At 71.1% G+C, this 24,518-nt stretch carries 26 protein-coding genes; 8 read left to right on the forward strand and 18 right to left on the reverse strand.

The window, feature by feature from the left end; translation table 11 throughout:
- Window positions 1–594: 594 nt before the first annotated feature.
- From ACFYZR_RS26870 to ACFYZR_RS26885, 4 genes are all read right to left on the reverse strand, one after another.
- Window positions 595–1,179 (reverse strand): PadR family transcriptional regulator, encoded by a 585-nt coding sequence (locus ACFYZR_RS26870; protein WP_391914609.1) that lies wholly within the window; start codon window positions 1,177–1,179, stop codon window positions 595–597.
- 170 nt (window positions 1,180–1,349) lie between these two features.
- The gene (locus ACFYZR_RS26875) at window positions 1,350–1,892 is read right to left on the reverse strand and encodes a DinB family protein (RefSeq protein ID WP_391914611.1); all 543 of its coding nucleotides are present in this window, start codon (window positions 1,890–1,892) and stop codon (window positions 1,350–1,352) included.
- A 95-nt stretch (window positions 1,893–1,987) separates the two neighbouring features.
- Window positions 1,988–3,508 (reverse strand): aldehyde dehydrogenase family protein, encoded by a 1,521-nt coding sequence (locus ACFYZR_RS26880; protein ID WP_391914612.1) that lies wholly within the window; start codon window positions 3,506–3,508, stop codon window positions 1,988–1,990.
- Window positions 3,509–3,650: 142 nt separating this feature from the next.
- Window positions 3,651–4,514 carry a helix-turn-helix domain-containing protein gene (locus ACFYZR_RS26885; RefSeq protein ID WP_391914614.1) on the reverse strand — a complete coding sequence of 288 codons (864 nt, stop codon included), beginning with the start codon at window positions 4,512–4,514 and terminating at the stop codon, window positions 3,651–3,653.
- Between the two features lie 312 nt (window positions 4,515–4,826).
- Here ACFYZR_RS26885 and ACFYZR_RS26890 point away from each other — a divergent pair, with 312 nt between their 5' ends.
- Entirely contained in the window at window positions 4,827–5,351 is a 525-nt protein-coding gene (locus ACFYZR_RS26890; RefSeq protein WP_391914616.1) for an ATP-binding protein, read from the forward strand.
- A 9-nt stretch (window positions 5,352–5,360) separates the two neighbouring features.
- Here the strand turns inward: ACFYZR_RS26890 and ACFYZR_RS26895 are convergent, their stop codons facing one another.
- The 5 genes from ACFYZR_RS26895 to rpmG form a co-directional block, all read right to left on the reverse strand.
- Window positions 5,361–5,600: a DUF397 domain-containing protein gene (locus ACFYZR_RS26895; RefSeq protein WP_391914618.1), complete on the reverse strand. Its 240-nt coding sequence runs from the start codon at window positions 5,598–5,600 to the stop codon at window positions 5,361–5,363.
- Between the two features lie 150 nt (window positions 5,601–5,750).
- Window positions 5,751–6,038 carry a 30S ribosomal protein S18 gene (gene rpsR / locus ACFYZR_RS26900; RefSeq protein WP_391914620.1) on the reverse strand — a complete coding sequence of 96 codons (288 nt, stop codon included), beginning with the start codon at window positions 6,036–6,038 and terminating at the stop codon, window positions 5,751–5,753.
- A gap of 84 nt (window positions 6,039–6,122) precedes the next feature.
- Window positions 6,123–7,274 (reverse strand): CobW family GTP-binding protein, encoded by a 1,152-nt coding sequence (locus ACFYZR_RS26905; protein WP_391914622.1) that lies wholly within the window; start codon window positions 7,272–7,274, stop codon window positions 6,123–6,125.
- A complete protein-coding gene (locus ACFYZR_RS26910) occupies window positions 7,274–7,576 on the reverse strand; it encodes a type B 50S ribosomal protein L31 (RefSeq protein ID WP_391914624.1) in 303 nt (100 codons plus the stop codon). The genes ACFYZR_RS26905 and ACFYZR_RS26910 overlap by 1 nt, the downstream gene beginning before the upstream one ends.
- Before the next feature lie 6 nt (window positions 7,577–7,582).
- The gene (gene rpmG, locus ACFYZR_RS26915) at window positions 7,583–7,753 is read right to left on the reverse strand and encodes a 50S ribosomal protein L33 (protein ID WP_391914626.1); all 171 of its coding nucleotides are present in this window, start codon (window positions 7,751–7,753) and stop codon (window positions 7,583–7,585) included.
- 58 nt (window positions 7,754–7,811) lie between these two features.
- Here rpmG and rpmB point away from each other — a divergent pair, with 58 nt between their 5' ends.
- Both rpmB and rpsN read left to right on the forward strand, forming a co-directional pair.
- Window positions 7,812–8,048 carry a 50S ribosomal protein L28 gene (rpmB, locus tag ACFYZR_RS26920; protein ID WP_311614862.1) on the forward strand — a complete coding sequence of 79 codons (237 nt, stop codon included), beginning with the start codon at window positions 7,812–7,814 and terminating at the stop codon, window positions 8,046–8,048.
- Window positions 8,048–8,350, forward strand: a complete 303-nt coding sequence (gene rpsN, locus ACFYZR_RS26925; protein ID WP_391914629.1) for a 30S ribosomal protein S14 — start codon at window positions 8,048–8,050, stop codon at window positions 8,348–8,350. Before rpmB ends, rpsN begins: the two co-directional genes overlap by 1 nt.
- A 237-nt stretch (window positions 8,351–8,587) precedes the next feature.
- Here rpsN and ACFYZR_RS26930 read toward each other — a convergent pair whose 3' ends face one another.
- Window positions 8,588–8,917 carry a UBP-type zinc finger domain-containing protein gene (locus ACFYZR_RS26930; protein ID WP_391914631.1) on the reverse strand — a complete coding sequence of 110 codons (330 nt, stop codon included), beginning with the start codon at window positions 8,915–8,917 and terminating at the stop codon, window positions 8,588–8,590.
- A 328-nt stretch (window positions 8,918–9,245) separates the two neighbouring features.
- Here ACFYZR_RS26930 and ACFYZR_RS26935 point away from each other — a divergent pair, with 328 nt between their 5' ends.
- From ACFYZR_RS26935 to ACFYZR_RS26945, 3 genes are all read left to right on the forward strand, one after another.
- Window positions 9,246–10,274, forward strand: a complete 1,029-nt coding sequence (locus ACFYZR_RS26935; RefSeq protein WP_391914633.1) for a rod shape-determining protein — start codon at window positions 9,246–9,248, stop codon at window positions 10,272–10,274.
- An 85-nt stretch (window positions 10,275–10,359) separates the two neighbouring features.
- On the forward strand, window positions 10,360–10,815 hold the full coding sequence (locus ACFYZR_RS26940) for a tellurite resistance TerB family protein (RefSeq protein WP_391914635.1): 456 nt from the start codon (window positions 10,360–10,362) through the stop codon (window positions 10,813–10,815).
- 116 nt (window positions 10,816–10,931) lie between these two features.
- Window positions 10,932–12,425, forward strand: a complete 1,494-nt coding sequence (locus ACFYZR_RS26945) for a S8 family serine peptidase (RefSeq protein ID WP_391914637.1) — start codon at window positions 10,932–10,934, stop codon at window positions 12,423–12,425.
- A gap of 170 nt (window positions 12,426–12,595) precedes the next feature.
- Here ACFYZR_RS26945 and ACFYZR_RS26950 read toward each other — a convergent pair whose 3' ends face one another.
- The 4 genes from ACFYZR_RS26950 to ACFYZR_RS26965 form a co-directional block, all read right to left on the reverse strand.
- Complete coding sequence (locus tag ACFYZR_RS26950; RefSeq protein WP_391914639.1) at window positions 12,596–13,681, reverse strand: type III polyketide synthase; 1,086 nt, start codon at window positions 13,679–13,681, stop codon at window positions 12,596–12,598.
- Between the two features lie 261 nt (window positions 13,682–13,942).
- Window positions 13,943–15,700: an acetyl/propionyl/methylcrotonyl-CoA carboxylase subunit alpha gene (locus ACFYZR_RS26955; RefSeq protein WP_391914760.1), complete on the reverse strand. Its 1,758-nt coding sequence runs from the start codon at window positions 15,698–15,700 to the stop codon at window positions 13,943–13,945.
- 75 nt (window positions 15,701–15,775) lie between these two features.
- Complete coding sequence (locus tag ACFYZR_RS26960) at window positions 15,776–16,783, reverse strand: sensor histidine kinase (RefSeq protein WP_391914641.1); 1,008 nt, start codon at window positions 16,781–16,783, stop codon at window positions 15,776–15,778.
- A 152-nt stretch (window positions 16,784–16,935) separates the two neighbouring features.
- A complete protein-coding gene (locus ACFYZR_RS26965) occupies window positions 16,936–17,595 on the reverse strand; it encodes a ScbR family autoregulator-binding transcription factor (protein WP_391914644.1) in 660 nt (219 codons plus the stop codon).
- 215 nt (window positions 17,596–17,810) lie between these two features.
- Between ACFYZR_RS26965 and ACFYZR_RS26970 the strand changes: the two genes are divergently transcribed.
- Both ACFYZR_RS26970 and ACFYZR_RS26975 read left to right on the forward strand, forming a co-directional pair.
- Complete coding sequence (locus ACFYZR_RS26970) at window positions 17,811–18,563, forward strand: thioesterase II family protein (protein WP_391914645.1); 753 nt, start codon at window positions 17,811–17,813, stop codon at window positions 18,561–18,563.
- A 97-nt stretch (window positions 18,564–18,660) separates the two neighbouring features.
- On the forward strand, window positions 18,661–20,277 hold the full coding sequence (locus ACFYZR_RS26975; protein ID WP_391914647.1) for an aspartate aminotransferase family protein: 1,617 nt from the start codon (window positions 18,661–18,663) through the stop codon (window positions 20,275–20,277).
- A gap of 77 nt (window positions 20,278–20,354) precedes the next feature.
- Here the strand turns inward: ACFYZR_RS26975 and ACFYZR_RS26980 are convergent, their stop codons facing one another.
- The 4 genes from ACFYZR_RS26980 to ACFYZR_RS26995 all read right to left on the reverse strand — a co-directional run bounded on the left by ACFYZR_RS26980 (window position 20,355) and on the right by ACFYZR_RS26995 (window position 24,384).
- Window positions 20,355–22,730 carry a BTAD domain-containing putative transcriptional regulator gene (locus tag ACFYZR_RS26980; RefSeq protein ID WP_391914649.1) on the reverse strand — a complete coding sequence of 792 codons (2,376 nt, stop codon included), beginning with the start codon at window positions 22,728–22,730 and terminating at the stop codon, window positions 20,355–20,357.
- 241 nt (window positions 22,731–22,971) lie between these two features.
- Window positions 22,972–23,307, reverse strand: coding sequence for a winged helix-turn-helix transcriptional regulator (locus tag ACFYZR_RS26985; protein WP_391914651.1), 336 nt, complete (start codon window positions 23,305–23,307; stop codon window positions 22,972–22,974).
- A gap of 193 nt (window positions 23,308–23,500) precedes the next feature.
- Complete coding sequence (locus ACFYZR_RS26990; protein ID WP_229357771.1) at window positions 23,501–23,920, reverse strand: DUF4440 domain-containing protein; 420 nt, start codon at window positions 23,918–23,920, stop codon at window positions 23,501–23,503.
- Window positions 23,921–24,003: 83 nt separating this feature from the next.
- Window positions 24,004–24,384 carry a YybH family protein gene (locus ACFYZR_RS26995; RefSeq protein ID WP_391914653.1) on the reverse strand — a complete coding sequence of 127 codons (381 nt, stop codon included), beginning with the start codon at window positions 24,382–24,384 and terminating at the stop codon, window positions 24,004–24,006.
- Between the last annotated feature and the right edge of the window lie 134 nt (window positions 24,385–24,518).

Raw genomic sequence — 24,518 nt, forward strand, 5'->3', positions numbered from 1 at the left:
CTTCGCATTGTGGAACTCGTTGTTCGTACCGCCCCGTTGCACTCGCTCCGCCCTCCCCACAACAGTGGGGATCCAGCGTAGAAGCAGGGGCGCCTCCGGCTGCGATACGCACAGACTCGACCAGGAATCTACACACTGCGGCGCGGTAACGGCCTTACCTCGTTAGGTATTTGGCAATAGTGGGCGCGCGGGCTCGACAGGCCAGATCGTCTGTAAAGTCTTCCGTGGCGCGCCGAGCGCGCCCCCCTACAACGAGGAATCGTCTGCACGTTGGGCCGGTCGAGGGCCCAATAACGGGTTCCTCCGGCGGCGGTCACCGGATATGGCCGCGTCGTATGAAGGGGGGCGCCAGTGGGGCGTCACCGGAGGATTCGTCCGTCGATCTGGAAGCGCATCGCGCGGAAGGTGAGGGGGTGGATGCCCGGTCGATGACCGAAGGCCGGACGGTGATCGGCAATCCTCACATGAGCTGAGGACTCCCGATCAACGCACCGTCTGCTTTCGGTTGGCCCTCGTCAAAGAGTGTCCGGCTCTATTGGCGGGGGCCGCTTCGCGTCCCACCGTACCGGCTCAACGCCCCCCGCGTACACCATCTCAGCGGACGATCCCCCTCCAGGGCTCGCCCTCCCCCGCCATCACGTACGTCCCCGCCTCCAGGCGGGCGATCAGGCCGCGCGCCCAGCGTTCCCGCGCCTCCGCGATGCCGCGCCAGAGGGTGCCGATCTCGGCGATGTGGCCCCAGTCCTCACCCTCGCCCGGGGTCCAGCGGCGGTCGATGTCGGCGCGCCATTCCTCCAGCGCGGCCACGCGCTGCCGGAGGAGGGCGATGGCCTCGGCGCGGGGGAGGTCGACGAGGAAGCCGACGCCCGCCGTCAGGACGTCGGTCTTCTGGTCGTGGGCGACGAGGGCCGCGCGCAGCAGGGTGAGGTACTCCGCCTCCCCCGCCTCCGTCAGCTCGTACTCCGTGCGCGGGGGGCCGCCCGCCTCGCTGGGGGCGGTGTCGTGGGCCACGAGGAGGCCTTGCTTGGCCATGGCCTTGAGCGCGTGGTAGATCGAGCCCGGCTGGGCGCTCGACCATTCCTGGGCGCCCCACGTCTCCAGGTCGCCGCGGACCTGGTAGCCGTGGGCGCGGCCGTGCTGCCGGACCGCGCCCAGGACCAGCAGCCGGATGGCCGACATCCTCGCCTCGACTTTCTCCCCCGCCCGATCGCCGCCCGATCGCTCTCGCGGCCCAGCCTAGGCGCTTCGCCGGAAGTGAGGTCCTACGGCTGCGGCCCGTCCGTGGCTGTTCGCGCAGTTCCCCGCGCCCCTTCGGGACGCGGCACCACACCGGACGTCGACAGGCCCGCTCAGGCGTCCTCGCCCTTCTCCATGGCCACCAGTTCGAACGACGTCTTCCCGTCGAGGGACTCACGGATGATGTCGGCGTGGCCGGCGTGCCGGGCGGTCTCCTCGATGAGGTGGAGCACCAGCCAGCGCATGGACACGCTCTCCTTGGGGAACCAGGGGGCCTCCGGCAGGGGGAAGGTGTCCTCCAGGTTCTTCACCGAACGGACGAAGCGTTCGGTCTCCGCCGCGACGGTCTCCCAGTGGGCGAGTCGCTCCTCGACCGTCTCACCGTCCAACAGCCGGAAGCTGTCCTTCCAGGTGGACTCGTCGCGGTGGACGACCGGGGGCAGGCCCTGGGCGTGCCGGACCCAGATCTGCTCGGCCTCCGCGACGTGCTTGACCAGGCCGGACAGGGACAGCTCGCTCGCGCTCGGCCGGGTGGCCGCCTGCTCCTCGGTGAGGCCGAGGAGCGCGCGGCGGATGCCGCCGCGCTGGGCCTCCAGGAAGGCCAGCAGGGTGTCGCGCTCGTCACCGGGGTTGCGCTCGCTCACGAGAGTGACCATGGGTCCGCCTTTCGTCCTCCGTTCGCTCCCGGGGGTCCCGGGGCGATGGGTTCACGGTAGGACCGATCTAGGACGGGCTATGTCCTAGATCCCACTCAGAACGGGAAGCTGCTTCGCCCGTGCTGGATCGAGATCCATTTCGTCGTCGTGAACGCGTCGACCATCGAGTCGCCGTTCAGCCGCCCCACGCCCGAGTGCTTCTCGCCGCCGAACGGCACGATCGCCTCGTCGTGCACGGTCGAGTCGTTGACGTGGATCATCCCGGTCTCGATCCGCTGGGCCACCCGGACGCCCCGCTCCACATCGCCCGTGTGCACGGCGCCGCTCAGCCCGTACGGCGTCGCGTTGGCGAGCCGTACCGCCTCGTCCTCGCCGTCGAAGGGGATGATCAGGGCGACGGGGCCGAAGATCTCCTGGGCCAGGATCGGGGAGTCGGCCGGCAGTCCCGTGAGGACGGAGGGGCCGACGAGGGTGCCGTCCGTCCGGCCGCGCAGGAGGGCGGTGGCGCCGTCCGCGACGGTCTGGTCCACCAGGCTGGTGATGGCCTCCGCCTGGCCCGAGTTGATGAGGGGGCCGATGTGCGTAGCCGGGTCGCCGGGGTCGCCGACCTTCAGGGTCCGTACCTTGGCGACGAACTTCTCGGTGAATTCACGCTCGACGGACCGGTCCACCAGCACACGGTTGGCGGCCATGCAGACCTGCCCCTGATGGATGAAACGGCTGAAAACAGCGGCGTCCACGGCGTAGTCGACGTCCGCGTCGTCGAGGACGATCAGGGCGCTGTTGCCGCCGAGTTCGAGGATGGTCCGCTTGAAGTGCGAGGCGGCGACGGTGGCGACATGGCGGCCGACCTTGTCGGAGCCGGTGAAGGAGATCACCTTGGGCACGGGGTGCTCGATGAGCGCGTCGCCGATCTCCGCTATGTCGGTGACGACGACGTTGAGGACGCCACCGGGGAGGCCCGCGTCCTCGAAGAGCTTGGCGACCAGGCCGCCGCCGCATATCGGCGTGTTCTGGTGGGGCTTGAGCACGACGGCGTTGCCGAGGGCCAGGGCCGGGGCCACGGATTTGATCGAGAGGAGGAAGGGGAAGTTGAAGGGGCTGATCACCCCGACGACCCCGACCGGGACGCGGTAGAGGCGGTTCTCGCGGGTGTCGTCCGGGGCGGGCAGGATCCGTCCCTCGGCGCGCAGCGCGAGCTGTATGGCCTCCCGTAAGAACTCTCTGGCCAGGTGGAGCTCGAAGGCGGCCTTGACGGCCGTGCCGCCGCACTCGGCGGTGATGGCGGCGGTCAGCTCGGGCTCGTTGTCGTCGATGACGCGCAGGGCCCGTTCGAAGACCAGACGGCGGCGGTACGGATTGACGGCCGCCCAGGAGGGCTGGGCGCGCTCGGCGGCACGATAGGCCTGGTCGATCTCGTCGACGCCGGCGACGGTGATCGAGGCGAGCTTCTCACCGTCGTACGGGTTGAAGTCGACGATGTCCCAGGAGCCGGTGCCGGCCCGCCATTCGCCGTCGATGTACTGGGCGCCCAGCGTGTCGAAACAGGAGCCGTAGGAGCCGTGTGTGTGCTGGGGGCCGTGCGTCCCGTGCGATCCGTTCGTGCCGTCGGACATGCGCCATCCCGTCTGCGAAATGCGGGGCGCCCGGGGCGCCCGTCATGAGGTGCGTCGAGTGCGTCGCTTGGGCGCACCGCTCTTCCATGCCGCTCCATGTCGCGTCCATGCCGCGCTACTGAGACGTCATCGTACTGATGTGTCACAGGAGTTGAAGATGCCGCGCAATCAGATCGCGGGTCTTCTCCGGGGAGAGGCTGTCCTCGTGGAGCCGGTCCATGACCCGGGTGTACTGGGCCACTTCCTCGGCCTTGTCGAGGTAGAGCGCGCTGGTCAGCTGCTCCAGGTAGACGACGTCGGAGAGGTCCGACTCGGGGAAGCGCAGCATCGTGAAGGCGCCGCTCTCGGCGGCGTGTCCGCCGTGGGCGAAGGGCATCACCTGGAGGGTCACGTTGGGCTGCTCGGAGATGTCGGCGAGGTGCTGGAGCTGATTGCGCATGACCGTTTCGCCACCGTACGGGCGGTGCAGGGCCGCCTCGTCGAGGACGGCGTGGAAGCGGGGCGCGCGCTCGGAGAACAGCAGCTTCTGGCGCTCCATGCGCAGCGAGACCCGGCGTTCGATCTCCGCCTCGTCGGCATGGGGCTGGCCCCGGACGACGACGGCGTGGGCGTAGCCCTCGGTCTGGAGCAGGCCGTGGACGAACTGGACCTCGTAGATCGAGATGTCGGAGGCGGCGCCCTCCAGCCCCACGTACGTCTGGAACCACCCGGGGAGCACATCGCTGTAGCTGTGCCACCATCCGGCGACATTGGCCTCGCGGGCGAGGCCCAGCAGGGCCTCGCGCTCGGAACCGTCCGTGACCCCGTAGAGGGTGAGCAGATCCTCCACATCCCGTGCCTTGAAGCTCACCCGGCCCAACTCCATACGGCTGATCTTCGACTCGGATGCTCGGATCGAATAGCCGGCCGCCTCGCGCGTGATGCCACGCGACTCGCGCAGCCGCCTGAGCTGCGAGCCCAGGAGTATGCGTCGCACCACGGAACCGCTCGACTCGCTCGTGGCCATCTCTGGGACCCTTCCTCTTCCGGTCCTGTTCCGGTCTGTCGTTTCCGCGCCTCTCTGAGGGCGACCCCCGCTACCCCCGGCGCCGAAGTCTGCCATCTTCAGGCTTCGTTGAGTGCATGTGCGGTTACGGAGACCAGCCACGGGCAGGAGCCCTACCGCAGGGGGCGTAGGGAGAATTGCACCCCAACCCCCCTGTGCGCCCCCAAATCCACCGCGTGCACGTGCATCTGCCCTTGCATCCGCCGGGCGCATTGGCAACCATGGAGCTCGCACACGTGCACGTCACGTCCTCGATTGCCAGGAGTGCCTCGGATGGGTACCGAAGGATCGACTGTGCTCTCCCCCTTATGGAGAGGGCTGCCCACGATCGACTCATCCGCAGCCTCCACCTCGGCTTCCTGTTCGCTTCCGCCCCACTTCGAAGCGGTCGGAAGTGCTCGGAAATTCACCCGGTCCACGCTCGACCGATGGGATCTGATCGGCCTCTTCGACGAGGTGGCGCTCGTCGTCAGCGAGCTGGTGACCAACTCGATGCGGTACGCGATACCGGCGGCGGCGCCGGTCGCCGCACCGGTGGCCGCCGGCCGGGCCCTCGGCGAGTACGAGACGCCCGTACGCCTCCATCTGATGCGCTGGACCTCGCGGCTCGTGTGCGCGGTACGCGATCCGAGCGAGACGGGGCCGGTCGTGGGCGAGGCCGCCGCCGGGGACGAGTGCGGGCGCGGGCTTTACCTGGTCGATTCGTTCAGCGACGCGTGGGGCTGGCACCCACTGGCGGGCGCGCTGCACGGCAAAGTCGTCTGGGCTCTGTTCCGGCTGCCACGCGACCGCGACTAGATCACGGGGTTAGTCGCGCAGCAGGTAGTCGAATTCGCCGTCCTTGACGCCCAGCACCATGGCTTCGATCTCGGCGGGTGTGTACACGAGCGCCGGACCGTCCGGGTGGCGGGAGTTGCGCACGGCGACCCCGCCACCCGGCAGCTTGGCGAACTCCACGCAGGAGCCCTGAGAGTTGGAGTACCCGCTCTTTCGCCATTCGACATCTTCGATGTCCGAGGCGGCCATGCCGTTGTACGCCTGGGGCACTGGACTCTCCCGGATCAATGGATCATTGCAGGGGACATCCTCATCCACAGAACACGGATTCGAGGATGGCAACTGCTCCGGATCATAGCCGCGTTCATGTGCCTCTGCATGAGCCGATGCACGTGCACTCAGGGTGTTCCCGCCACTACTTCACGACTTCTTCCCGGAAGATGAACGTCCGTCCGGGGAGGCTCCGGAATACGGGAGCAGGGCCATCTCCCGGGCATTCTTGATCGCCCTGGCGAGCTGCCGCTGCTGACGTACGGTGACCCGGGTCACCCGGCGGCTGCGGATCTTCCCCCGGTCCGAAATGAACTTCCGGAGGAGATCGGTGTCCTTGTAGTCGACGTAGGTGATGCCGGCGGCGTCGAGGGGATTCCGGCGAGGCTTGTCACGACGCCTGCCGAGGTGCTTGCGGTCGTCGGGGCGGCTGGCCATGGGGTCCTTTCGGAGGGCGGAAAAGGCGGGCTCGGACTCGGACTCGGGCTCGGACTCGGGCTCGGGCTCGGACTCGGACTCGACTCAGGAGACCGGGTCGAGCAGCTCGTCGAAAGCCGGGGGCAGCCGGCGCCACGCGTCCGGGCCGCCCGCGTACTCGGCGTCCGTGAGCAGGCACGACTCCAGCAGTGAGCGGAGCCCCTCGCCGTCGAGGCCGGGCGAGGTGAAGGTGAGGTACTGGGAGCGGTCGCCGTGCTCCGGGTGCCAGTCCAGTGCCGCGGCCACGCGGCGCTCGGCGGGCACCATCTCCCAGGCGGCGTCCGGCAGCGCGGCCAGCCAGGGCCCGGCGTTCTCGACGCACAGGGCGCCGCCCGCCGCGTCCCACGACAGCAGCGTGTCGGGCCGATCCGCCAGCCAGAACCTGCCCCGGCTGCGGGCCGCGGCGCAGGTCAGGTCCTCCAGGGCGGCGTAGAGCCGGCCGGGGTGGAACGGCCGGTCGCGCTGCCATACGAGCGTGGCCACCCCGTGGGCGTCGGCGGCCTGCGGCAGCAGCGCGCAGGCCGGGTGCAGACGTGCGGCGGCAGCGTTCACGTCGAACCCGGCGACGGCCGCGGCGGCCAGCTCCACGGATTCGGCCGGAATGCAGCGGGCGGTGGGGACGAGTTGGTGCAGCAGGGCGTGGTCGCTCTCGTCCGCCGCCTCGGCGCCGTGCGCCAGGGCGAGTACGGAGACGTACTCCAGCTGCCGGGCGAAGGTGTCGCCCACGGTGCGCCGATCGGTGGGGGCCGCGGCGATCCCGGCGTCGGCGAGGTCGTCGCCGTTGGCGAGCGTCGGCAGCACCAGGGCGGGGTCGACGGCCGTGAGCACGCCGGAGAGCCGGGTGTCCGGGCCGCCGTACGTGGCGACGACCTCCGCCATGTTCATGGGCTCGACGGAGTCCCACAGTTCGACGACGGCCAGGCGGTGGGCGCCGAGCCCGGCGAGGCGCTCCAGCTCGGGGATCAGGTCCTCGCGCAGGGCGCAGCAGGCGCAGTCGTTGACGAGCGGCGTCGCGTCGGCGTCGAGCATGCCGGAACGGTCGCGCACGGTCCGGCGGACGGTGCCGGTGGCGGCCGCCGTCGACAGGTCGTGGTGGAGCGCGACGGAGCCGGGGACGGTGCGCAGGAGGCTGTCGACGACGGCGCGGCGGGCGTCGGCGTGCATGCCGGCGACGAGGACGACGGGCAACTTCCGCATCACCGGCTGCCCTTGCGCTCGTGCTCGTGCTTGTCCTTGCGCTTGGGCTCGCGGTTGCCGTAGCGGCGCTCGAAGCGCTCCACGCGGCCGGCGGTGTCCAGGACGCGGGCGGTGCCCGTGTAGAAGGGGTGGCTCGCCGAGGAGATCTCCACGTCGATGACGGGGTAGGTGTTGCCGTCCTCCCACTCGATCGTCTTGTCAGTGGTGGTGCCGGCTGCGGTGGAGCGGGTGAGGAAGGCGAAGTTCGCGGCGCGGTCGCGGAAGACGACGGGGCCGTAGTGCGGGTGGATTCCGGGCTTCATGGCAGGTCAGCGCTCCTCTCGGTAGGTCACGTGGCGGCGGGCGACGGGGTCGTACTTGCGGAGTTCGAGGCGGTCGGGGTTGTTACGGCGGTTCTTGCGGGTGACGTAGGTGTGGCCGGTGCCGGCGGTGGAGCGGAGCTTGATGACGGGGCGTAGGTCGTTGCGGGTGCGGGGCATGGGGCTACTATACAGAAATGGTTTCCATTTTCATTAGGGCGTTCAGGAGGTCCCGGACATGTCCGCGCACTGCCAGCTGACCGGACGGAAGCCCGGCTTCGGCAACTCCGTCTCCCACTCCCACCGCCGCACGTCCCGCCGTTTCGACCCCAACGTCCAGCGCAAGCGGTACTGGCTCGCGAGCGAGGGGCGTTCCGTGCGGCTCACGCTCAGCGCGAAGGGGATCAAGACCGTGGACGCGATCGGCGTCGAGGCGGCCGTGGCCCGCATCCGGGCCCGGGGAGGGAAGGTCTGATGGCCAAGAAGAGCAAGATCGCGAAGAACGAGGCCCGGAAGATCGTCGTCGCGCGCTACGCGACACGGCGGGCGCTGCTGAAGGCGGTCATCCGCGATCCGCGGACGACGGCGGAGGCGCGGCAGGACGCGCAGCGCGAGCTGCAGCGCCAGCCGCGTGACGCGAGCGCGACGCGGGTGCGGAACCGGGACGCGGTGGACGGGCGGCCCCGGGGGTACCTCCGGGCGTTCGGGCTGTCGCGGGTCTCGCTGCGGGGGCATGCGCATGCGGGGTATTTGCCGGGGGTGCGGAAGGGGAGCTAAGCGCTCCGCTGGAAGTCCGTGACGTCATCTGCGGGTGCGTCGTGGCCGGTCGCGCAGTTCCCCGCGCCCCTTCGGGGCGCGGGCCTTGCGGGGCGGGGCCTTGCCGCGTAACCGGGGGCTGCGCCCCCGGCCCCCCTGGGGCCCGGGGCACCGGCTGAGGGCTGCGCCCCAGCCCCAGGCGGGGAGCCCGGCGGTGCCGTACCGGACGGGCGCGTCCGCTGCGTGCCCCCCGAAGGGCTACGGCGGCGGCAGCAGCAGGACTTCGTCCGCGTAGCACCAGGCCCACGTCTCGCCCGGTTCGAAGGAGCGGGCGATGTCGTGGCCGGCGTTTTCCCGCGCGTGGTTGGTCGCGTGGTGGTGGGGAGAGCTGTCACAGCAGCCGATGTGGCCGCAGGTAAGGCATTCGCGGAGGTGGACCCACGTCGCGCCGATGCGCAGGCAGTCCTCGCAGCCTTCCGTCGTGCTCGGGGTCACCGTGGGCGCGACCTGCGCCAGATGGGCGCAGGACCGGTCCGTCGGGCGGCCTTCGAGGTCCGCGGCGACCCGCCAGGAGAGCGGCTCGGTCATACCTTCGAGCGTAGGCCCCTCCGTGCCGGGGCGAAAGCCGAGGTCACGGGGATTGTCAGTGGGTGCTGGCAGACTCCTTCCCGTGAGCCGGGTGCGGACACGGGCTACGGGGGTGTCCGTATCCGCCCCCGCTCACCATCCGCTTCCCCGGGCTGCTCCCCCGGGCCGCTCTTTCGGGCGTCCGCATGCCCCCGTGCAGCCCATTTCAGCGGGCAGCGCGGCGTGCCGCCTTGCACGATGGCCGTGTTCCTCACATGCCTCACCCATCGCCTCATCTGTCGCCTCACCCCGTCGCCTCATCCGTCGCGCACCCCAGGGCAGGACCGTGATGACCCTCAGCCTCGAGCAGCTGTCCCGTTGCACCGTCGCCGTCGACCTCGGAGCCTCCAGGACCCGCGTCTACCTCAAGGACAACGGCCTGATCGTGGACGAGCCGAGCCTCGCCGCCGTCAATTCCCGGACGGGGTCGCTGATCGCGGTGGGCTCGCTGGCCGGGGGGATGGCCGGGCGGACGCCGGATCACATCAAGGTCGTACGGCCCATCTCCGGTGGCACGGTGGTCGACATCGACATGGCCCAGCGGATGCTGCGCTTCCTGGTCAACGACAAGATCCGCCGGGCCTGGCGGCGCAAGCCGATGCTGCGGGCCGCCGTCTGCCTGCCGCACGACGCCGAGCCGATCGCCCAGCGGGCGGCCGTCGAGGTGCTGAGCGCCCTGGGCTCCCGGCGCGTCGAGCTCGTCGACACGCTCATCGCCGCCGCCGTCGGCTGCGGGCTGCCCGTCGAGCAGCCGGAGGCCACGATGATCGTGGTGTGCGGCGCCGCCTCCACCCAGGTCGCCGTGCTCTCGCTCGGCTCCATCGTCGCCGCCGAGAAGGTGTCGATCGGCGGGGACGCCATCGACTACGCCGTCATCCAGCACCTGCGCAGCGTCCACGAGCTGATGCTGCCCTCCCAGGGCCTCCACCCGCTGCACCTCGCGCTCTACGACCCGGCGCGGATGGGCTGCGAGGCGGAGGTGCGCGGGCGCGACGTGGCCACGGGACTGTCGCGCACGGTGCTCGTGAACACCGCCCATGTCCGCGAGGCCATCCACTCCCCGCTCACGGCCGTGCTCGACGCGATCGGCCGGGTGCTGCGCGAGTGCCCGCCCGATCTGGTCGCCGACCTCGCCGAGCGCGGCATCATGCTCGCGGGCGGCAGCGCGCGTCTCCCCGGGCTGGACACGATGATCGAGCAGGCGACGGGCATGATGGTCCGTATCGCCGACAATCCCGATGTGTGTTCCGTCATCGGGCTGGGCGCGATGATCGAGGGAAAAATCAAGCCACTTCACCTCGACGCGGCGCACAACTGACCCCACGCCGGCCCCTTGGGAACTTCTTTACCCGTCTCAACAGTTCTGCCAGTGCATCCCCGTATTCACAAGGAGATTTACGCACATGGCGCTCTGGGACCGGCTCAAGGATTCGGCCACCACAATGCAGGGCCAGCTGCTGGCGAAGAAGAACGACCTCAAGAGCGGCGCATTCCGTGACGCGAGCATGGCAATGTGCGCCCTGGTGGCGGCCGCTGACGGTTCGATCGACGCCTCCGAGCGACAGCGCGTCGCCTCTCTGATCGCCACGAACGACGTTCTGCGGAACTTCCCCGTCGACGATCTCCAGGCCCGTTTCAACGACTACTGCCAGAAGCTGTCGACCGATTTCGAGTTCGGCAAGGTCAGCATTCTCCAGACCATCGGCAAGGTCCAGAAGAAGCCGACCGAGGCGCGTGCCGTCATTCAGATCGGCATTGTCATCGGCGGCGCCGACGGCGACTTCGACAAGACGGAGCAGGCCGTCGTCCGCGAGGTCTGCTTCGCGCTCGGGATCAACCCCGCGGAGTTCGACCTCTGAGGTTCGGCCTCTGAGGACAGCGGTCCTCTGTGGTGGGTACGGCTTCTGACGGGATTCCGTCAGAAGCCGTACCCACCGCCTTGCCCGGCTCCGCCCGCCCCCGCCACCGTGTACGGGTGGTGGTCGAGGGCTTCACCTACCTCCCTGTCGGCCGCGAGCTGATCGCGGTCGCCCGTCCCGAGGCCGCGCTGCGCGCCGGCCCCACGGGCGTACGGTCCCGCACAGGGGCCGACCTGTCCGCGCTCGACGCCTTCCTCGCCGACGAACGGCTCACCCTGGAGCCGCTCGCCCCCGCCCGTACGGCCGTCCCCGAGCTCGCCCTCTTCCACCGGGTGCGCGGCACCGAACGCCACCTCGACGAGCTCGCCGTCCGGCTCGGCACCCTGCCCGGCATCGAGACGGCGTACGTCAAACCGGGGGCGCTGCCCGCCGGCCGTGAGTCTGCGCCCGTGCCTGTGTCTGCGCCTGTACCGGCGCCTGCGCCTGCGCCTCGTACACCTGATCTCAGCCCCCGTCAGGGATATCTCGGTCCCGCCCCGGGCGGCGTGGACGCCCGCTGGGCCTGGAGCCGTCCGGGCGGCACGGGCGAGGGCGTGGGCGTCGTCGTGGTGGACGCCGCCTGGCAGCTCGGCCACGAGGGGCTCGGCCACAAGCTCACCGGCATCGTCGCGGGTCAGCCCCTGGACGATCCGGCCTGGCGCAACCACGGCACCCACACCCTGGGCGTCATCGGCGGCGACCGCACCGGCTCCGGCGTCACGGGCATCGCGCCCGGCGCCCTCACCGCCGCCGCGGCCTTCCCCGGCATCGGCACCGCCCGCGCCGTCCTCGCCGCGGCGGACCGGCTTCCACCGGGCGGGATCGTCCTGCTCCCGCTGCAGCGGCCCGGCCCCCGCCACGGCTGGGCCGCCCGCGACGACCAGCGCGGCTGCCTCCCCCTGGAGTGGTGGCCCGACGACCACGCGGCCGTCCGCCACGCGACGGCCAGGGGCGTGCTCGTCGTGGCCGCCGCCGGGAACGGCGGGGAGGGGCTGGACGACGCGCTGTACGAGGTGCGGCCGGACGGGTTTCCGGCGTGGTGGCGGAATCCGTTGCGCAGCGCTGAATCAGGGGCCGTGCTCGTGGGCGCCGGCGCCCCGCCGCCCGGCACCCACGGCCGGGACCACGGGCCCGATCGATCCCGGCTTCCCTTCTCGAACCATGGCGGGCGGGTGGACGCCCAGGGGTGGGGTCACGAAATCACCACCACGGGCGGCCGGTGGGACGGCCCCGGGGAGCTGCGGGGCGGCCCCGACGAGGCCCGCTGGTACACGGACGACTTCTGCGGCACGTCGGCCGCGGCGGCGGTGGTGGCAGGGGCACTGGCGTGCGTGCAGGGGTTGTTGCGGGGGGTGGGGAGGGAGCCGCTCACGCCCGGGGAGGCGCGGGGGTTGTTGCGGGCGACCGGGGGTGGACAGTGCGGGGCTTCGGCGCGGGGTGAACCGATCGGGAATCGGCCCGATGTGCGGGGGGTGGCGTTGGCGTTGGGGCTCGCGGCCGTGGGGGTGACTGGGGTGCCGGGAGTGCCGGGAGTGCCGGGGGCGCCGGTGGGGCGGTGCGGGTTGCGGTGACTTTGCCCCGGCCCCGCCCTTTCACCGTTTCCGAGCGGGGCCTGCGGCCCCCTCGCGCCCCCGCTTTCGGGGGCTCCGCCCCCGGACCCCCCGGTCCTCAAACGCCGGACGGGCTGAAATTGACCCCGGGCCTCGAACGCCGGGCGGGCTGAAATTGGCCCCAGGCCCTGTTACGCCGAAAGCGGCATCCTCACCGGCACCCGCTCGCGGTCCGACGTCCATGTGCCCAGGGCGATCTCGGCCGTGATGCCGGGGCCGAAGCCCGCGATGATGCCCCGGGCCGAATCGTCGGCGCCGCCGTCCTGGAACATCCGTTCAAGGGCGTCGAAGATGACGGCGCTGGCGATGTTGCCCCGCTCCGTGAGGGTCTCGCGGCTATAGCGAAACGTTTCTGGGGCCAGGCCGAGGTAGTGGCTGAGGTCGTCCAGGATGCGGGGGCCGCCCGCGTGGACGATGTAGAAGTCGAGCTGGGAGACGTCCCACTGGTGCGGCTCGGCCATGTCGCGCATGGCCGGCGCGAGCATGGCCATCGTGCCCGGGACCCGCTTGTCCAGGATGAAGTGGAATCCCGTGTCGCGCACCCCGTAGGAGATCCACTCCTCCGTGTCGGGCACCAGATGCGAGCCGTTCTGCTCGATCCGTACGCCCGTACCGCCCTCGCCGCGCACCACCGCACAGGCGATCGCGTCGCCGAAGAGGCCGTTGGAGAGCAGATTGCCGACGCCGAGGTCCGTGGGCTGGTAGAGCAGCGAGCAGAACTCGCAGGCCACGATCAGGACGTTCGCCTCCGGGTAGGCCCGGCAGAAGTCGTGCGCGCGGTTGATGGCGGCGCCGCCCGCCGCGCAGCCGAGCTGGGCGATGGGGAGCTGCCGGGTCTCGTTGCGGAAGTCCATGGTGTTGATGAGCCACGCGGTCATCGACGGCATCATGAAGCCCGTACAGGACACGTACACGATCAGGTCGATGTCACGCGCCGTCAGCTCGGCGTGGTCGAGCGCACTCCGTACGACGGCGGGGACACGGGCCTTGGCCTCGCGCTCGTAGCGGGCGTTCCGCACGGTGAAGCCGGGGTGCTTGAGCGTGTCCTCGATCGGCTGTACGAGGTGCCTGGTCTGCACACCCGTATTGCCGATCAGCCGGAGCGCCAGCTCCAGCTGGGGGTGGTCCGCGTGCAATGTGCGCGCGAGATCCAGGGTCTGCTCCCTTGTGATCACATGCTCGGGGACAGCGATGGCCGGTCTGCACAGTGTCGCCATGTCGGCCTCCCAGTCGCGTCGCTCTCTCGATGCCCAGGGCCGCCGAAATGGCGTGCCAGCCTATGTCCAGTGCATGCCGCATCGGGAAGCGCGCCACACATATGCTCTGAAAGTTCACCCGAAGAGCGGACTTATCTCCATAAACGGAACTTACGTTCATCGAACATACAGCGACTCCACAGGACCCGCACGGGCTGCACACAGCACACACGCCGCGACGGGCGGTCCGGTCGTACGTCCCGGACCGCCCGTCGCCAGTCCTCAGTCCTTGATCTCGCAGATGACCGCGCCCGACGACAGCGACGCGCCGACTTCCGCTGCCAGGTCCTTGACCGTGCCGGAGCGGTGGGCGTTGATTGGCTGTTCCATCTTCATGGCCTCCAGGACCACGACGAGGTCGCCCTCGTTGACCTGCTGGCCGTCTTCGACGGCGACCTTGACGATGGTGCCCTGCATCGGGGAGGTCAGCGAGTCGCCCGAGGCGGCCGCGCCCGCTTTCTTCGCCGCGCGGCGCTTGGGCCGCCCGCCGCCACCGGCGGCCGGGCCACCGCTGAAGCTCGCGCCGAGCGAGGACGGGAGCGTGACCTCCAGGCGCTTGCCGCCGACCTCGACCACGACCGTCTCACGGCCCTCCGGCACGTCCTCCTCGGCGCCGGCCGGTGCGGCGAACGGCTCTATCGTGTTGGCGAATTCGGTTTCGATCCAGCGGGTGTGGACGCGGAACGGGTCGCTGGTGAACGCCGGGTCGGTGACGACCGCATGGTGGAACGGGATGGCGGTGGCCATGCCCTCGACCCGGAACTCCGCCAGAGCACGGGCCGCCCGCTGAAGGGCCTGCTCACGCGACGCACCCGTCACGATCAGCTTCGCCAGCAACGAATCCCACGCCGGGCCGATCACCGAGCCCGACTCCACACCCGCGTCCAGGCGGACACCCGGACCTGTCGGCGGGGTGAAGGTGGTGACGGTGCCGGGAGCGGGCAGGAAGTTACGGCCCGGGTCCTCACCGTTGATCCGGAACTCGAACGAATGCCCCCGCACGACGGGGTCGCCGTACCCGAGTTCCTCACCATCCGCGATCCGGAACATCTCCCGGACCAGGTCGATGCCGGTGACCTCTTCGGTGACAGGGTGCTCGACCTGCAGACGCGTGTTGACCTCCAGGAAGGAGATCGTGCCGTCGTTGCCGACGAGGAACTCCACCGTTCCCGCGCCGACGTAGCCGGCTTCCTTCAAGATCGCCTTCGACGCCGCGTACAACTGCGCGTTCTGCTCGTCGGACAGGAACGGGGCGGGGGCTTCCTCGACGAGCTTCTGGTGCCGGCGCTGCAGCGAGCAGTCGCGCGTCGAGACGACCACGACATTGCCGTGCGCATCGGCCAGGCACTGCGTCTCGACGTGCCGGGGCTTGTCGAGGTAACGCTCGACGAAGCACTCGCCCCGCCCGAACGCCGCCACCGCCTCCCGCACCGCCGACTCGAACAGCTCCGGCACTTCCTCCAGCGTCCGGGCGACCTTCAGGCCACGGCCACCGCCACCGAACGCCGCCTTGATCGCGATCGGCAGACCATGCTCCCGGGCGAAAGCCACCACCTCCTCCGCCCCGGAGACCGGATCGGGAGTCCCTGCGACCAGGGGCGCGCCGGCGCGCTGGGCGATGTGCCGGGCCGCGACCTTGTCACCCAGATCCCGGATCGCCTGCGGCGGCGGGCCGATCCACGTCAGCCCCGCGTCCAGCACCGCCTGCGCGAACTCCGCGTTCTCGGAAAGGAACCCGTAACCGGGATGGACCGCGTCCGCGCCCGACTCCGCCGCCGCGGCCAGCACCTTGCCCATGTCCAGGTAACTGGTGGCCGGGGTCTCACCACCCAGCGCGTACGCCTCGTCGGCCGCCCGGACATGCAACGCGTCACGATCCGGATCGGCATAGACCGCCACACTCGCGATCCCCGCGTCCCGGCACGCACGAGCGACACGGACAGCGATTTCACCACGATTGGCGATAAGCACCTTGCGCACAACAACTCCTCGGCGCGGGCGGATCGGCCGGCCCGCTGGCAGCACTGGATTGGATGGGGACGGGGGACGGGGGGTCTACGTACGGGGGCGCAGCGGCAGGTGCATGTCGACCCTGGTGCCGTCGACGGGCGAGCTCTCGATCGTCAGCTTTCCGCCGATGTCCTCGACCCGCTGGGTCATCGACGCGATGCCCCGGGCCGGGCGGCCCGCGCCGGTGGTCACGCGCTCCGGGTCGAAGCCCCGGCCGTCGTCCTCGACGGCCGCGTGGACCCACCAGCGGGTGGTGCGGACGGAGACGGCGACGCGGCTCGCCCCGGCGTGCTCGAAGGTATTGCGCAGCGCCTCGCGGACGGCCAGGAACAGCGCGCGGCGGTGGGCGGTGGCGACGAGGTTCTCATTGCCGGTGATCTTCACGGTGACGTCGAGGCCGGGCGGCGCGGCCTCCGCCGCGAACCCCTCGATGGCCTCGCCGAGCGGCGGCAGCTCCGTCGCCGTGACCAACTCGCCCAGCATGTCCCGCAGATGATCCTCCGCCTCGTGGAGGAAGACCTGGGCGGCGGCGAGCCGGCCCGGGTCGTCCACGCCGGGGCCGCACTCGACGAGGAGGCGGCGGGCGGTGGCGAGGGCGCCGCCGATGTGGTCGTGGAGATCACGGGCGACCCGGCGGCGCTCCTGCCAGCGGCAATCCGTGTGCTCGTCGGGGGCGGCCGTGGGGGCGGCGCTGCCGGAGTCCTCGGTTCCGGTTTTGGTTCCGGTTTTGGTTCCGATTCCGGCTCCGGCTCCGGTTCTGGATGGTTTCGGCCTGGCGAGGCTCGTGACGGAGGAGGACGCTGCGGCGGGGGCTGTTACGGCGGCTCCCGTCCCCGCCGGAGTCGCTCCGGAGGGCGCGGGCCGGGGTGTACGGCCGCGCCGGGGCCGTGGCGGGGTGGTCGCGCGGGCCCGGGCCAGGCCCTCGTTGAGCGCCCGGGCGAAGTCCCGTCCGATGACCGATTCCCAGGCCTCGGGTTCCGTCCCCGTCGTCGCCGGTTCCGTCCCCGCCGCCGCGCCCGCCTCCGCTCCCCCGGTGATGACAGAGGTATCCATCACAACTCCTCGTACCTCGCGGGACGTCCGAGCCCCTCGGGGAACTCCCCCCTCGGGACTCCTCCCAGGTCGAGAAGCTAACCGGAGGGGTCCTACTGAGTGTTCACCGACGGGTAATCACGCGGGTAATCACCAGAGTCGCGGCACGGGTGTCAGGCGGTGACCGCCTCGTGGGCGCGGCCGCCCGGCAGCGGCGCGTGGGGCGGTCCCGTGCGGAGCCCGGCGCTCAGGTCGCGTACGACGAGGGCGCCGACGAGGAGGTCCCACATCCCCGTCAGCCGGGCGGCGAGGCGGTCGGGGTCCATGCCCCGGCAGGCGTCCGCCTCGGTGCCGGACAGCACGGCGGTGACCAGCCCCTCGGCGGAGTCGGCGGAGACGTCGGCGCGGATCACCCGCTGGCCGGCGCGGGCGTCGCGCAGCAGCCGCAGCCCGGTGCGGACGCACACCGCGTGGAAGTCGACGATCGCGGAGCCGTCCCGGCCGCGCTCCCGGCCGATCCGCAGGCTGGCCCGGACGATGGGCTCCTCGCAGATCCAGCGGGCCAGGATGTGGGTGACGTCGATCAGGGCCTGCATGGGCGAGCAACGGGCCAGCAATTGGTCGACGGTCTCTTCGAGCATCGCGCAGGCGGCCCGCTGGACCGCTTCCGCCAGATCGGTCTTGGAGGAGAAATGGAAATAGAGCGCGCCCGTGGTCACCTCGGCGCACCGGCTGATGTCGCTCAGCTTGGCGTCCGCGTATCCGCATGCGTCGATCTGCGCGGCGGCGGCTTCGAGCAACCTCCTGCGGGTCCGCCCGGATCTCTCCTGCATCGCCGTTCAGCTCCCCCTCCGGTCGATCCCCGGCCGGTTGCCTTCCGTATGCGCCGTGGATGCTCTGCGGGCCCACAGAATATGCCCTCATGGCCCTTGCGGAGTGCCTCGATATGCCTCGATCAGGGGTTCTCGTGCGCGTCTCGTGCCAGCCTCGAGCGACTCGGCGGAAAATGCCCCGGCACGGTCCGCAACGCACGCGAGGAGAAGACGCAGTGGGCAGTGATTGGTTCCGACGCTACGGCCAGGCTCCGCAGGACGGACCGCGCCTCGTCTGCTTCCCGCACGCCGGAGGGGCGGCCAGCGCCTTCGTGCCGCTGTCGCGCGCGCTGGCGCCGGCGGTCGACGTGGTGGCCGTGCAGTACCCGGGGCGGCAGGACCGCCACCAGGAGCCGCCGGTGGACGACATCACCCGGCTCGCCGACCGGCTGGCGGACGAGATGAGCGCGCTGGACGACCACCGTCCGTTCGCCTTCTTCGGGCACAGCATGGGCGCCGTGCTCGCCTACGAGACGGCGCGCCGGCTGGAGCAGCGGTCGGCCCCCGGGCCGGAGCGGCTGTTCCTCTCCGGGCGCGGCGCGCCGGCGGCGGCGCCCAGCCCCCACGACCAGGTGCGCACGGACGCGCACGTCCTCGCCGCCATCCGGCGGCTCGGCGGTACGACGGGCGGGGTTTTCCAGGACCCGGACCTGCTGGCCATGGTGATGCCGGCGCTGCGGGCCGACTACCGGGCCATCGGGGCGTACGCGTGGACGCCGGGGGCGCCGCTGAACGTGCCCTTCACCGTGCTGATCGGGGACAACGACCCGGTCGTGACGGTCGAGGAGGCCTCCGACTGGCGGGGTTTCTCGGCGGCGCGGACGGACCTGCGGGTGTTCTCCGGCGGTCACTTCTACCTCGACCACCACACGCGTGAGGTGGCGGATCTCGTGGCCGAGGCGCTCGGGGTCGACGCGCTGGTTCCGTAACCGGGCCGGCGGCCCTCGAACTCCCCGGCAATCGCCGGGGAGTTCAAAGTCCGGATAAAGAACGACCGATGACCGCGCCGCCGTATGGTCGGGCGCCATGAACGCTCAATCCCCTGGATCCACTGAATCCGCCGCGGCCCCCGAGCTCGAACTCGCGGAGCCTTTTCTCCTCGAGTGGCTCGCCTCCGTCGGTCTCGACGTCGAGTACGTCCGCGCCGAGGGAAACACCCTCTACTACCGGGACGCGGACGGCGGGGAAGTCCCCGTGGTCGACTACGCGGGCGGTTACGGCTCCCTGATGCTGGGGCACAACAACCCCGAAATAACCGCCCTCGCCAAATCGCTGCTCGACAGCGGGGTTCCGGTGCACGCGCAGTTCTCGCGGCACCCCTACGCCAATCAGGTGGCCGCGGCGCTCAACACCATTCTCCAGCGGGAACTCGGCACGACCGACGTCTATTCGGCGATCTTCGCCAATACGGGCGCCGAGGCCGTCGAGGCCGCCGTCAAGCACGCGGAGCTCGACCGCAGGATGCGGATGGACGAGCTGGCCGCCCCCGTCGCCGAGCACCTGGAGGCCGCGCGGGCGGCGCTCCTGGGGGGCGAGGCGTCGCTGTCCGGCGAGGCGCTGGGCGCGCTCGGGTTCAGCGCGACCGAGCGGGTGGACCTGGCGGCGTTCGAGGACCTGGCCGCGGAGATCGTCCGCCGGAATGAGGCCGTCCGGCAGCGTCCGCCGGTCTTTCTGACGCTGGAGGGCTCCTTCCACGGCAAGCTGATGGGCAGCGTCCAGCTGACCCACAACGAGGGCTACCGGGCGCCCTTCTCCGCGCTGGCCGCACAGGCGCGCTTCATCCCCCGGGACCGGCCGGAGGCGATCAAGGAGGTCGTCGAGGCGGAGCGCGCCGAGCTCTTCGACGTCGTGGTCGAGGGCGACGCCATCGCGGTCGTACGGCGCGAGGCGCCGGTGTTCTGCGCGTTCGTCCTGGAGCCGATCCAGGGCGAGGGCGGCATCAACGTCATCACGCGCGAGTTCGCGGCGGAGATCCAGCGGGTCACCGCCGAGATCGACTGCCCGGTGATCGTCGACGAGGTGCAGAGCGGGATGGGGCGCAGCGGCGCGTTCCTCGCGAGCTCCTTGGTGGGGCTGCGGGGTGACTACTACGCGCTGGCCAAGAGCCTGGGCGGCGGGATCGCCAAGGCGTCGGTGATGCTGGTCCGGCGTGACCGGTACCGCAAGGAGTTCGAGCTGGTGCACAGCTCGACCTTCGCGAAGGACGCGTTCTCCTGCTTCGTGGCGCTGAAGGTGCTGGAGCTGATGGAGGCGGAGGACGGACGCGTCTACCGGCTGGCCGCCGAGCGCGGGCAGGCCCTGCGGGCCATGTTCGAGTCCGTACGGGCGGACTTCCCGGAGATCGTCGCGGACATCCGGGGCGAGGGGCTGATGCTCGGGTTCGAGTTCCAGGACCAGTCGGAGGCGGCGTCGGCTCCCATCCGCGAGAACGCGGGGTTCTTCGGGTACGTGGCGGCCGGGTATCTGCTGCGGGAGCACCGGATCCGGACGTTCCCGACGGCCAGTGCGGTGCATACGCTGCGGTTCGAGCCGTCTGTCTATCTGAGTGACGCGGAGATCGCGCAGCTTGAGGGTGGGCTGCGGGATGTCTGCGAGATTCTGCGGCGCCAGGACGGGGAGCGGCTGGTGGGCGCTGCCGCGTAGTCGTTTCGGGGGCTCCGCCCCCGGGCCCCCGGTCCTCAAACGCCGGAGGGGCTGGAGAATCCAGCCCCTCCGGGTTCTCACACCGCCGCCGGCAGGCTCAGCGGTTTGCGGATGCGGCCGTAGAGGTGGCGGAGGGCTCCTGAGGGGGAGCCCGAGGCCAGGAGTCTGCGCATATAGCGGCGGCGGTCGTCCGGGCCCTCGCCGACGGCGGCGGCCTGTTCCGGCGCGATCATGACCTCCAGGAGGCGGTCGATGGCCGCGTCCGAGAGCGGGTCCAGGCCGAGGGTGCTGGTGTGCCGCTTGCCCGCGCCCCAGTCGGGGCGGCGCTGGAGCAGCTCCGGGCGGGCGGCGGCCACCACCAGCAGCGGTACGGCGCCCGCGGTCTCCACGAGGTCCTCGACGCAGTCCAGGAGGGCGTCATCGGCCCGGTGGAGGTCGTCGATGATCAGGACCAGGGGGCGTTCGGCGGCGAGTGCCACGACGAGGCGCCGCCAGGCGGCCAGGGCCTCGGCCGGGTCGGCGGATTCGTGGCCCGGGGTGACGAGCGGGGTGAGCGGCGGCAGCAGGCGGTCGGCCTCGCGCGGGTCGGCGGCCACGCGGCGGACGGTCGCGGCGAGCTGGGCGCGTGCCTCCCCGGCGGGCTGTCCGGGCAGGATGCCGCAGGCGGCGGCGAGGATCTCGCCCTGCACCGCGAGGGCGTCGTCCCCCGGGAAGGAGGGGGCGCGGCCCACCAGGAAGCGGGCGGGTTCGGGCTGGTCGGCGAAGGCGCGGGCGAACTCCGTCACGAAGCGGGTCTTGCCGATGCCCGGGTCGCCCAGGACGGTGACCAGGTGGGGCTTGGCCCGGTGCCGGGTGCGGCTCAGCAGGCCGCGCAGCAGGTCGAGTTCGCAGTCGCGGTCGACGATGGGGACGGTGTGCTCGCCGGGGTACTCGCGGCGGATGCCGCGTACCTCCCAGCCGGTGGCCGGGTCGCCGGCCGGGTCGACGGTGATGGCGGCCTCGGCGGCCTCGCGGGTGTTGGCGCAGACCCGGACCTCGCCGGCGGGCACCCGGTCCAGCAGCGACTGGCCGGTGTGCAGCAGGGTGCCGATGAGGGTGGGCGGGGTGCCGGGGTCGTCGGGGCGGTAGCGGACGATCGCCTCGCCGGTGACGACGGCGGCGCGGACGGCCGGATGCCGGCCGTGCCGGCCGGTGGCGTACGCGGCCGAGCCGAGGGCGTCGCGGACCGCGAGGCTCGCGTGGACGGCGCGTTCGGCGGCGTCCTTGCGGTCGCCGTCGCCGGAGCAGGCCCCGAACAGGGCGAGGGTGACGGGGCCGATGCTGGCCACGACGGTCCCGCCGAAGTGCTCGGCCTTCTCCTGGACGGCGCCGGCCACGGCCTCCAGGGCGGTGTCGGCGCTCTCGCTCCAGGTGCCGCCCGGGGTGTCCTCGGGGAGTTCGGTGGCGATCAGCGCGACGCTGACCTGGGTGCGCTCGGTGACGGTGGCCGCGGCCGCGGTCCGGCGCCCGTCGGGTGCCGCGACGGCCGTACGGGCGCGGTGCGCCGCGGCGGCGGGGGCCGGGTCGGGCACGGAGGCCAGCGGCGCTCCCCCGGAGCCGGGGCGGCGCTGGGCCGGGATCTCGGCGGTCTGCTCGCGCGCGGTCCGGCGGCCCAGCTGGTAGGGGGCGGCGCCCGGGGGCCGGCTCGGGGGCAGGGAGAGCGAGGTGTCGTGGGTGAGGATGGCGTGCTGGAGGTCGCGCAGCGAACGGCCGGGCTCCAGGCCGAGGTCCTCCACGAGGGTGGTGCGCACCTTGTCGTAGACGGCGAGGGCGTCGGCCTGCCGGCCGCAGCGGTACAGGGCGAGCATCAACTGCCCGCAGGAACGTTCCCGCAGGGACTCGGCGGCGACCATGGTCTCCAGTTCGCCGAGGACGGCCTGGTGGCGTCCGCAGGCGAGCTCGGCCTCGAAGAAGTCCTCCATGGCGTCGAGCCGGGCCTTCTCCACGGCGGCCAGCTCGGGCCAGGCGATACCGGTCTCCACCAGGTCGGCCAGGGCGGGGCCCTGCCAGAGGGTGAGGGCCTCGCGCAGCAGCGTCGCGGCGTCCTCGGGGGCGCCGGCGGAGAACTTGGCGCGGCCCGCCTCGACCTGGCGCTGGAAGCGGTGGAGGTCGACGTCGTCGGGGTCGACGCGCAGCACATAGCCGGGCGCCTGGGTCAGCAGGGCCGGGGCGCCCGCCCCGTCGTTCCCGGCCGTGCCGGCCGAGAGCACGCCGCGCAGCCCCCAGACCGCGTTCTGGAGGATCTTCCGGGCCGAGGTGGGCGCCTCGTCCACGGGCCACAGGGCCCGCAGCAGCTGGCTGGTGGCCACCACCCTGTTGGCCTGCAGCAGCAGAAACCCGAGCGTGGCGCGCTGTTTGATGCCGCCCAGCGCCACGGGGCGGTCGGCGTCAATGACTTCCAGAGGACCTAGCATTCGAAACCGCATCGCTCACCCAAGATCTTTTTGCATCGTTTTGCAAAGGTTGTCGCCGGTCGATTCAGAAGGCGGCTTGCCGTGGGCCATGCGGCGCGACGTTACGTCACGAAGGGTCAGACTCGGTGCTTTGTGCGGCTTTCCGTTCCCGCGCTCGTTCACCCACTGAAGTCGACGGGAAGGCTAGTGGCGGCCTCTAGAGGTTCTCTCGAGGTCCGTTCGAAGTCGCTTGTACCGGCTTTCACCCGGAGGGTGCCGGCATGCGCAGTTCGTGCTGCTCACCCCAGGCGGCGAGGGGCAGCAGGCTCTCGTGGAGGGTCAGGCCGAGCTCGGTGAGCGAGTACTGCACGGCCATGGGCGGGATGGACAGACAGACCTCGCGGTCGACGACGCCGTCCAGCTCCATCTCGCGCAGCTGCTGGCTGAGCACCTTCTCGCTGACGCCCGGCAGGGCGCGCCGCAGCTCGCCGAAACGGAGGGGCCGCCGGTGCAGTTCGGCGATGATCAGGGGCTTCCACTTGCCCCCGATGACCCCGAGGGCGGCCACCAGGCCACCGGTGAACGACTGACCGGACATGCGCAACTCCCCTACCCCGCCACGGCCGGACACGAGCATCCCCACGCTACCCCCATAGGCTCTTCACCTGAGCGACAGACCATACCGCATAATCGGTATGTTTTGCCCATGACGACAGGCCCCCGCCCCGGTGGGGGACCGGAGGCAGGGGCCGCGCCGGGGAGCGCCGTTCTCGGGGTGTCCGTACGGGCGCTTAGGCGACCAGGCCGCCCCGGGCCACCGGGCGGTCGATGGCCATCAGCCAGCGGCCGTCCTCGACCTTGACCAGGACGTCGGTGCAGACGCCCTCCAGGTGGAAGGGCTCACCCTCGGCGTTGACGCCGTCGATGGCGTAGTCGACACCGATCAGGGCCACGTCGCCGGCCGTGTAGGCGAAGGTCACCTTGGCCTCCAGCTTGGGCTTGGTGGCCAGGAACTCCTTGAAGAACTTCAGGCGGGCCTCGCCGGTGAGGGGCTCGCCGGAGAAGTTGGAGATGGAGTCCGCGCGGTAGAGGCTGTCGAAGAACTCGCCGTTACCGGAGTTGAAGACCTGGAGGAAGATCTCGTTCTGGGTCCAGGTGTCGTCGGTGAGGTCGGGCTTCTCGGGGTCGAAGGGCACGGTGAACGTCGTCATGGCGGGTTACGTCCTCTTTCTCAAGTGTTCCGGGCACCCGGGCACGGGTGGGGACGGCGGCCGCGAGCCGCCGACGGACGGCCTTACTCGGCCTGGCCGTACGGGTCGTCGATGGCGTAGCGCCAGTTGCCGTCCTCGCCCAGGCGCAGCACGTCGACGCCGATGCCCTTGAGGTGCTCGGGCTTGCCGTCCGCGTCGACGGTGTCGATGGTCCAGTCGACGATCAGCAGGGCGGTGTCGCCGGTGACGAAGGACTGCCGTACCTTGGCCACCATCTTCGGGCCGAGGGCCAGGAACTCCTTGACGCTGTCCTTGCGGGCCTGGCCGGTCAGCGGCTTGCCCGGCTCCCAGACGGCGACGGCCTCGTCCGTGTAGAAGGAGTTGACGGCGTCGGCGTCGCCTCGGTTGAAGGCCTCGACGTAGAGGTCGGTGTGCTTTTCGACTTCATTGGTGAGCTGCGCCATGGCGTGACTGCTCCCCGCTTTCTTTGAAGTATGGAGTCTTTGGGGTATGTGCCGGAATCCAAGCGGACCCTAGCCCGGCCTTCCCAACCCCTCACCCACCGAAGGGTAATGCGCCGCTCATCCCTTTCGACGGG

Source organism: Streptomyces sp. NPDC001678 (assembly GCF_042892945.1).
Classification (GTDB): Bacteria; Actinomycetota; Actinomycetes; order Streptomycetales; family Streptomycetaceae; genus Streptomyces.

Excerpts from the sequence above, each read along its gene's own strand:
- ACFYZR_RS26975 (WP_391914647.1), top strand. The coding sequence starts at position 18,661 with ATGAACGCTCAATCCCCTGGATCCACTGAATCCGCCGCGGCCCCCGAG.
- ACFYZR_RS26885 (WP_391914614.1), bottom strand. The coding sequence starts at position 4,514 with ATGGCCACGAGCGAGTCGAGCGGTTCCGTGGTGCGACGCATACTCCTG.
- ACFYZR_RS26995 (WP_391914653.1), bottom strand. The coding sequence starts at position 24,384 with ATGGCGCAGCTCACCAATGAAGTCGAAAAGCACACCGACCTCTACGTC.
- ACFYZR_RS26990 (WP_229357771.1), bottom strand. The coding sequence starts at position 23,920 with ATGACGACGTTCACCGTGCCCTTCGACCCCGAGAAGCCCGACCTCACC.
- ACFYZR_RS26905 (WP_391914622.1), bottom strand. The coding sequence starts at position 7,274 with ATGCGGAAGTTGCCCGTCGTCCTCGTCGCCGGCATGCACGCCGACGCC.
- ACFYZR_RS26930 (WP_391914631.1), bottom strand. The coding sequence starts at position 8,917 with ATGACCGAGCCGCTCTCCTGGCGGGTCGCCGCGGACCTCGAAGGCCGC.
- rpsR (WP_391914620.1), bottom strand. The coding sequence starts at position 6,038 with ATGGCCAGCCGCCCCGACGACCGCAAGCACCTCGGCAGGCGTCGTGAC.
- ACFYZR_RS26980 (WP_391914649.1), bottom strand. The coding sequence starts at position 22,730 with ATGCTAGGTCCTCTGGAAGTCATTGACGCCGACCGCCCCGTGGCGCTG.
- ACFYZR_RS26985 (WP_391914651.1), bottom strand. The coding sequence starts at position 23,307 with ATGTCCGGTCAGTCGTTCACCGGTGGCCTGGTGGCCGCCCTCGGGGTC.
- ACFYZR_RS26910 (WP_391914624.1), bottom strand. The coding sequence starts at position 7,576 with ATGAAGCCCGGAATCCACCCGCACTACGGCCCCGTCGTCTTCCGCGAC.
- ACFYZR_RS26875 (WP_391914611.1), bottom strand. The coding sequence starts at position 1,892 with ATGGTCACTCTCGTGAGCGAGCGCAACCCCGGTGACGAGCGCGACACC.
- ACFYZR_RS26870 (WP_391914609.1), bottom strand. The coding sequence starts at position 1,179 with ATGTCGGCCATCCGGCTGCTGGTCCTGGGCGCGGTCCGGCAGCACGGC.
- ACFYZR_RS26890 (WP_391914616.1), top strand. The coding sequence starts at position 4,827 with ATGGGTACCGAAGGATCGACTGTGCTCTCCCCCTTATGGAGAGGGCTG.
- rpsN (WP_391914629.1), top strand. The coding sequence starts at position 8,048 with ATGGCCAAGAAGAGCAAGATCGCGAAGAACGAGGCCCGGAAGATCGTC.
- ACFYZR_RS26940 (WP_391914635.1), top strand. The coding sequence starts at position 10,360 with ATGGCGCTCTGGGACCGGCTCAAGGATTCGGCCACCACAATGCAGGGC.
- ACFYZR_RS26965 (WP_391914644.1), bottom strand. The coding sequence starts at position 17,595 with ATGCAGGAGAGATCCGGGCGGACCCGCAGGAGGTTGCTCGAAGCCGCC.
- ACFYZR_RS26880 (WP_391914612.1), bottom strand. The coding sequence starts at position 3,508 with ATGTCCGACGGCACGAACGGATCGCACGGGACGCACGGCCCCCAGCAC.
- ACFYZR_RS26960 (WP_391914641.1), bottom strand. The coding sequence starts at position 16,783 with ATGGATACCTCTGTCATCACCGGGGGAGCGGAGGCGGGCGCGGCGGCG.
- rpmG (WP_391914626.1), bottom strand. The coding sequence starts at position 7,753 with ATGCCCCGCACCCGCAACGACCTACGCCCCGTCATCAAGCTCCGCTCC.
- rpmB (WP_311614862.1), top strand. The coding sequence starts at position 7,812 with ATGTCCGCGCACTGCCAGCTGACCGGACGGAAGCCCGGCTTCGGCAAC.
- ACFYZR_RS26935 (WP_391914633.1), top strand. The coding sequence starts at position 9,246 with ATGACCCTCAGCCTCGAGCAGCTGTCCCGTTGCACCGTCGCCGTCGAC.
- ACFYZR_RS26950 (WP_391914639.1), bottom strand. The coding sequence starts at position 13,681 with ATGGCGACACTGTGCAGACCGGCCATCGCTGTCCCCGAGCATGTGATC.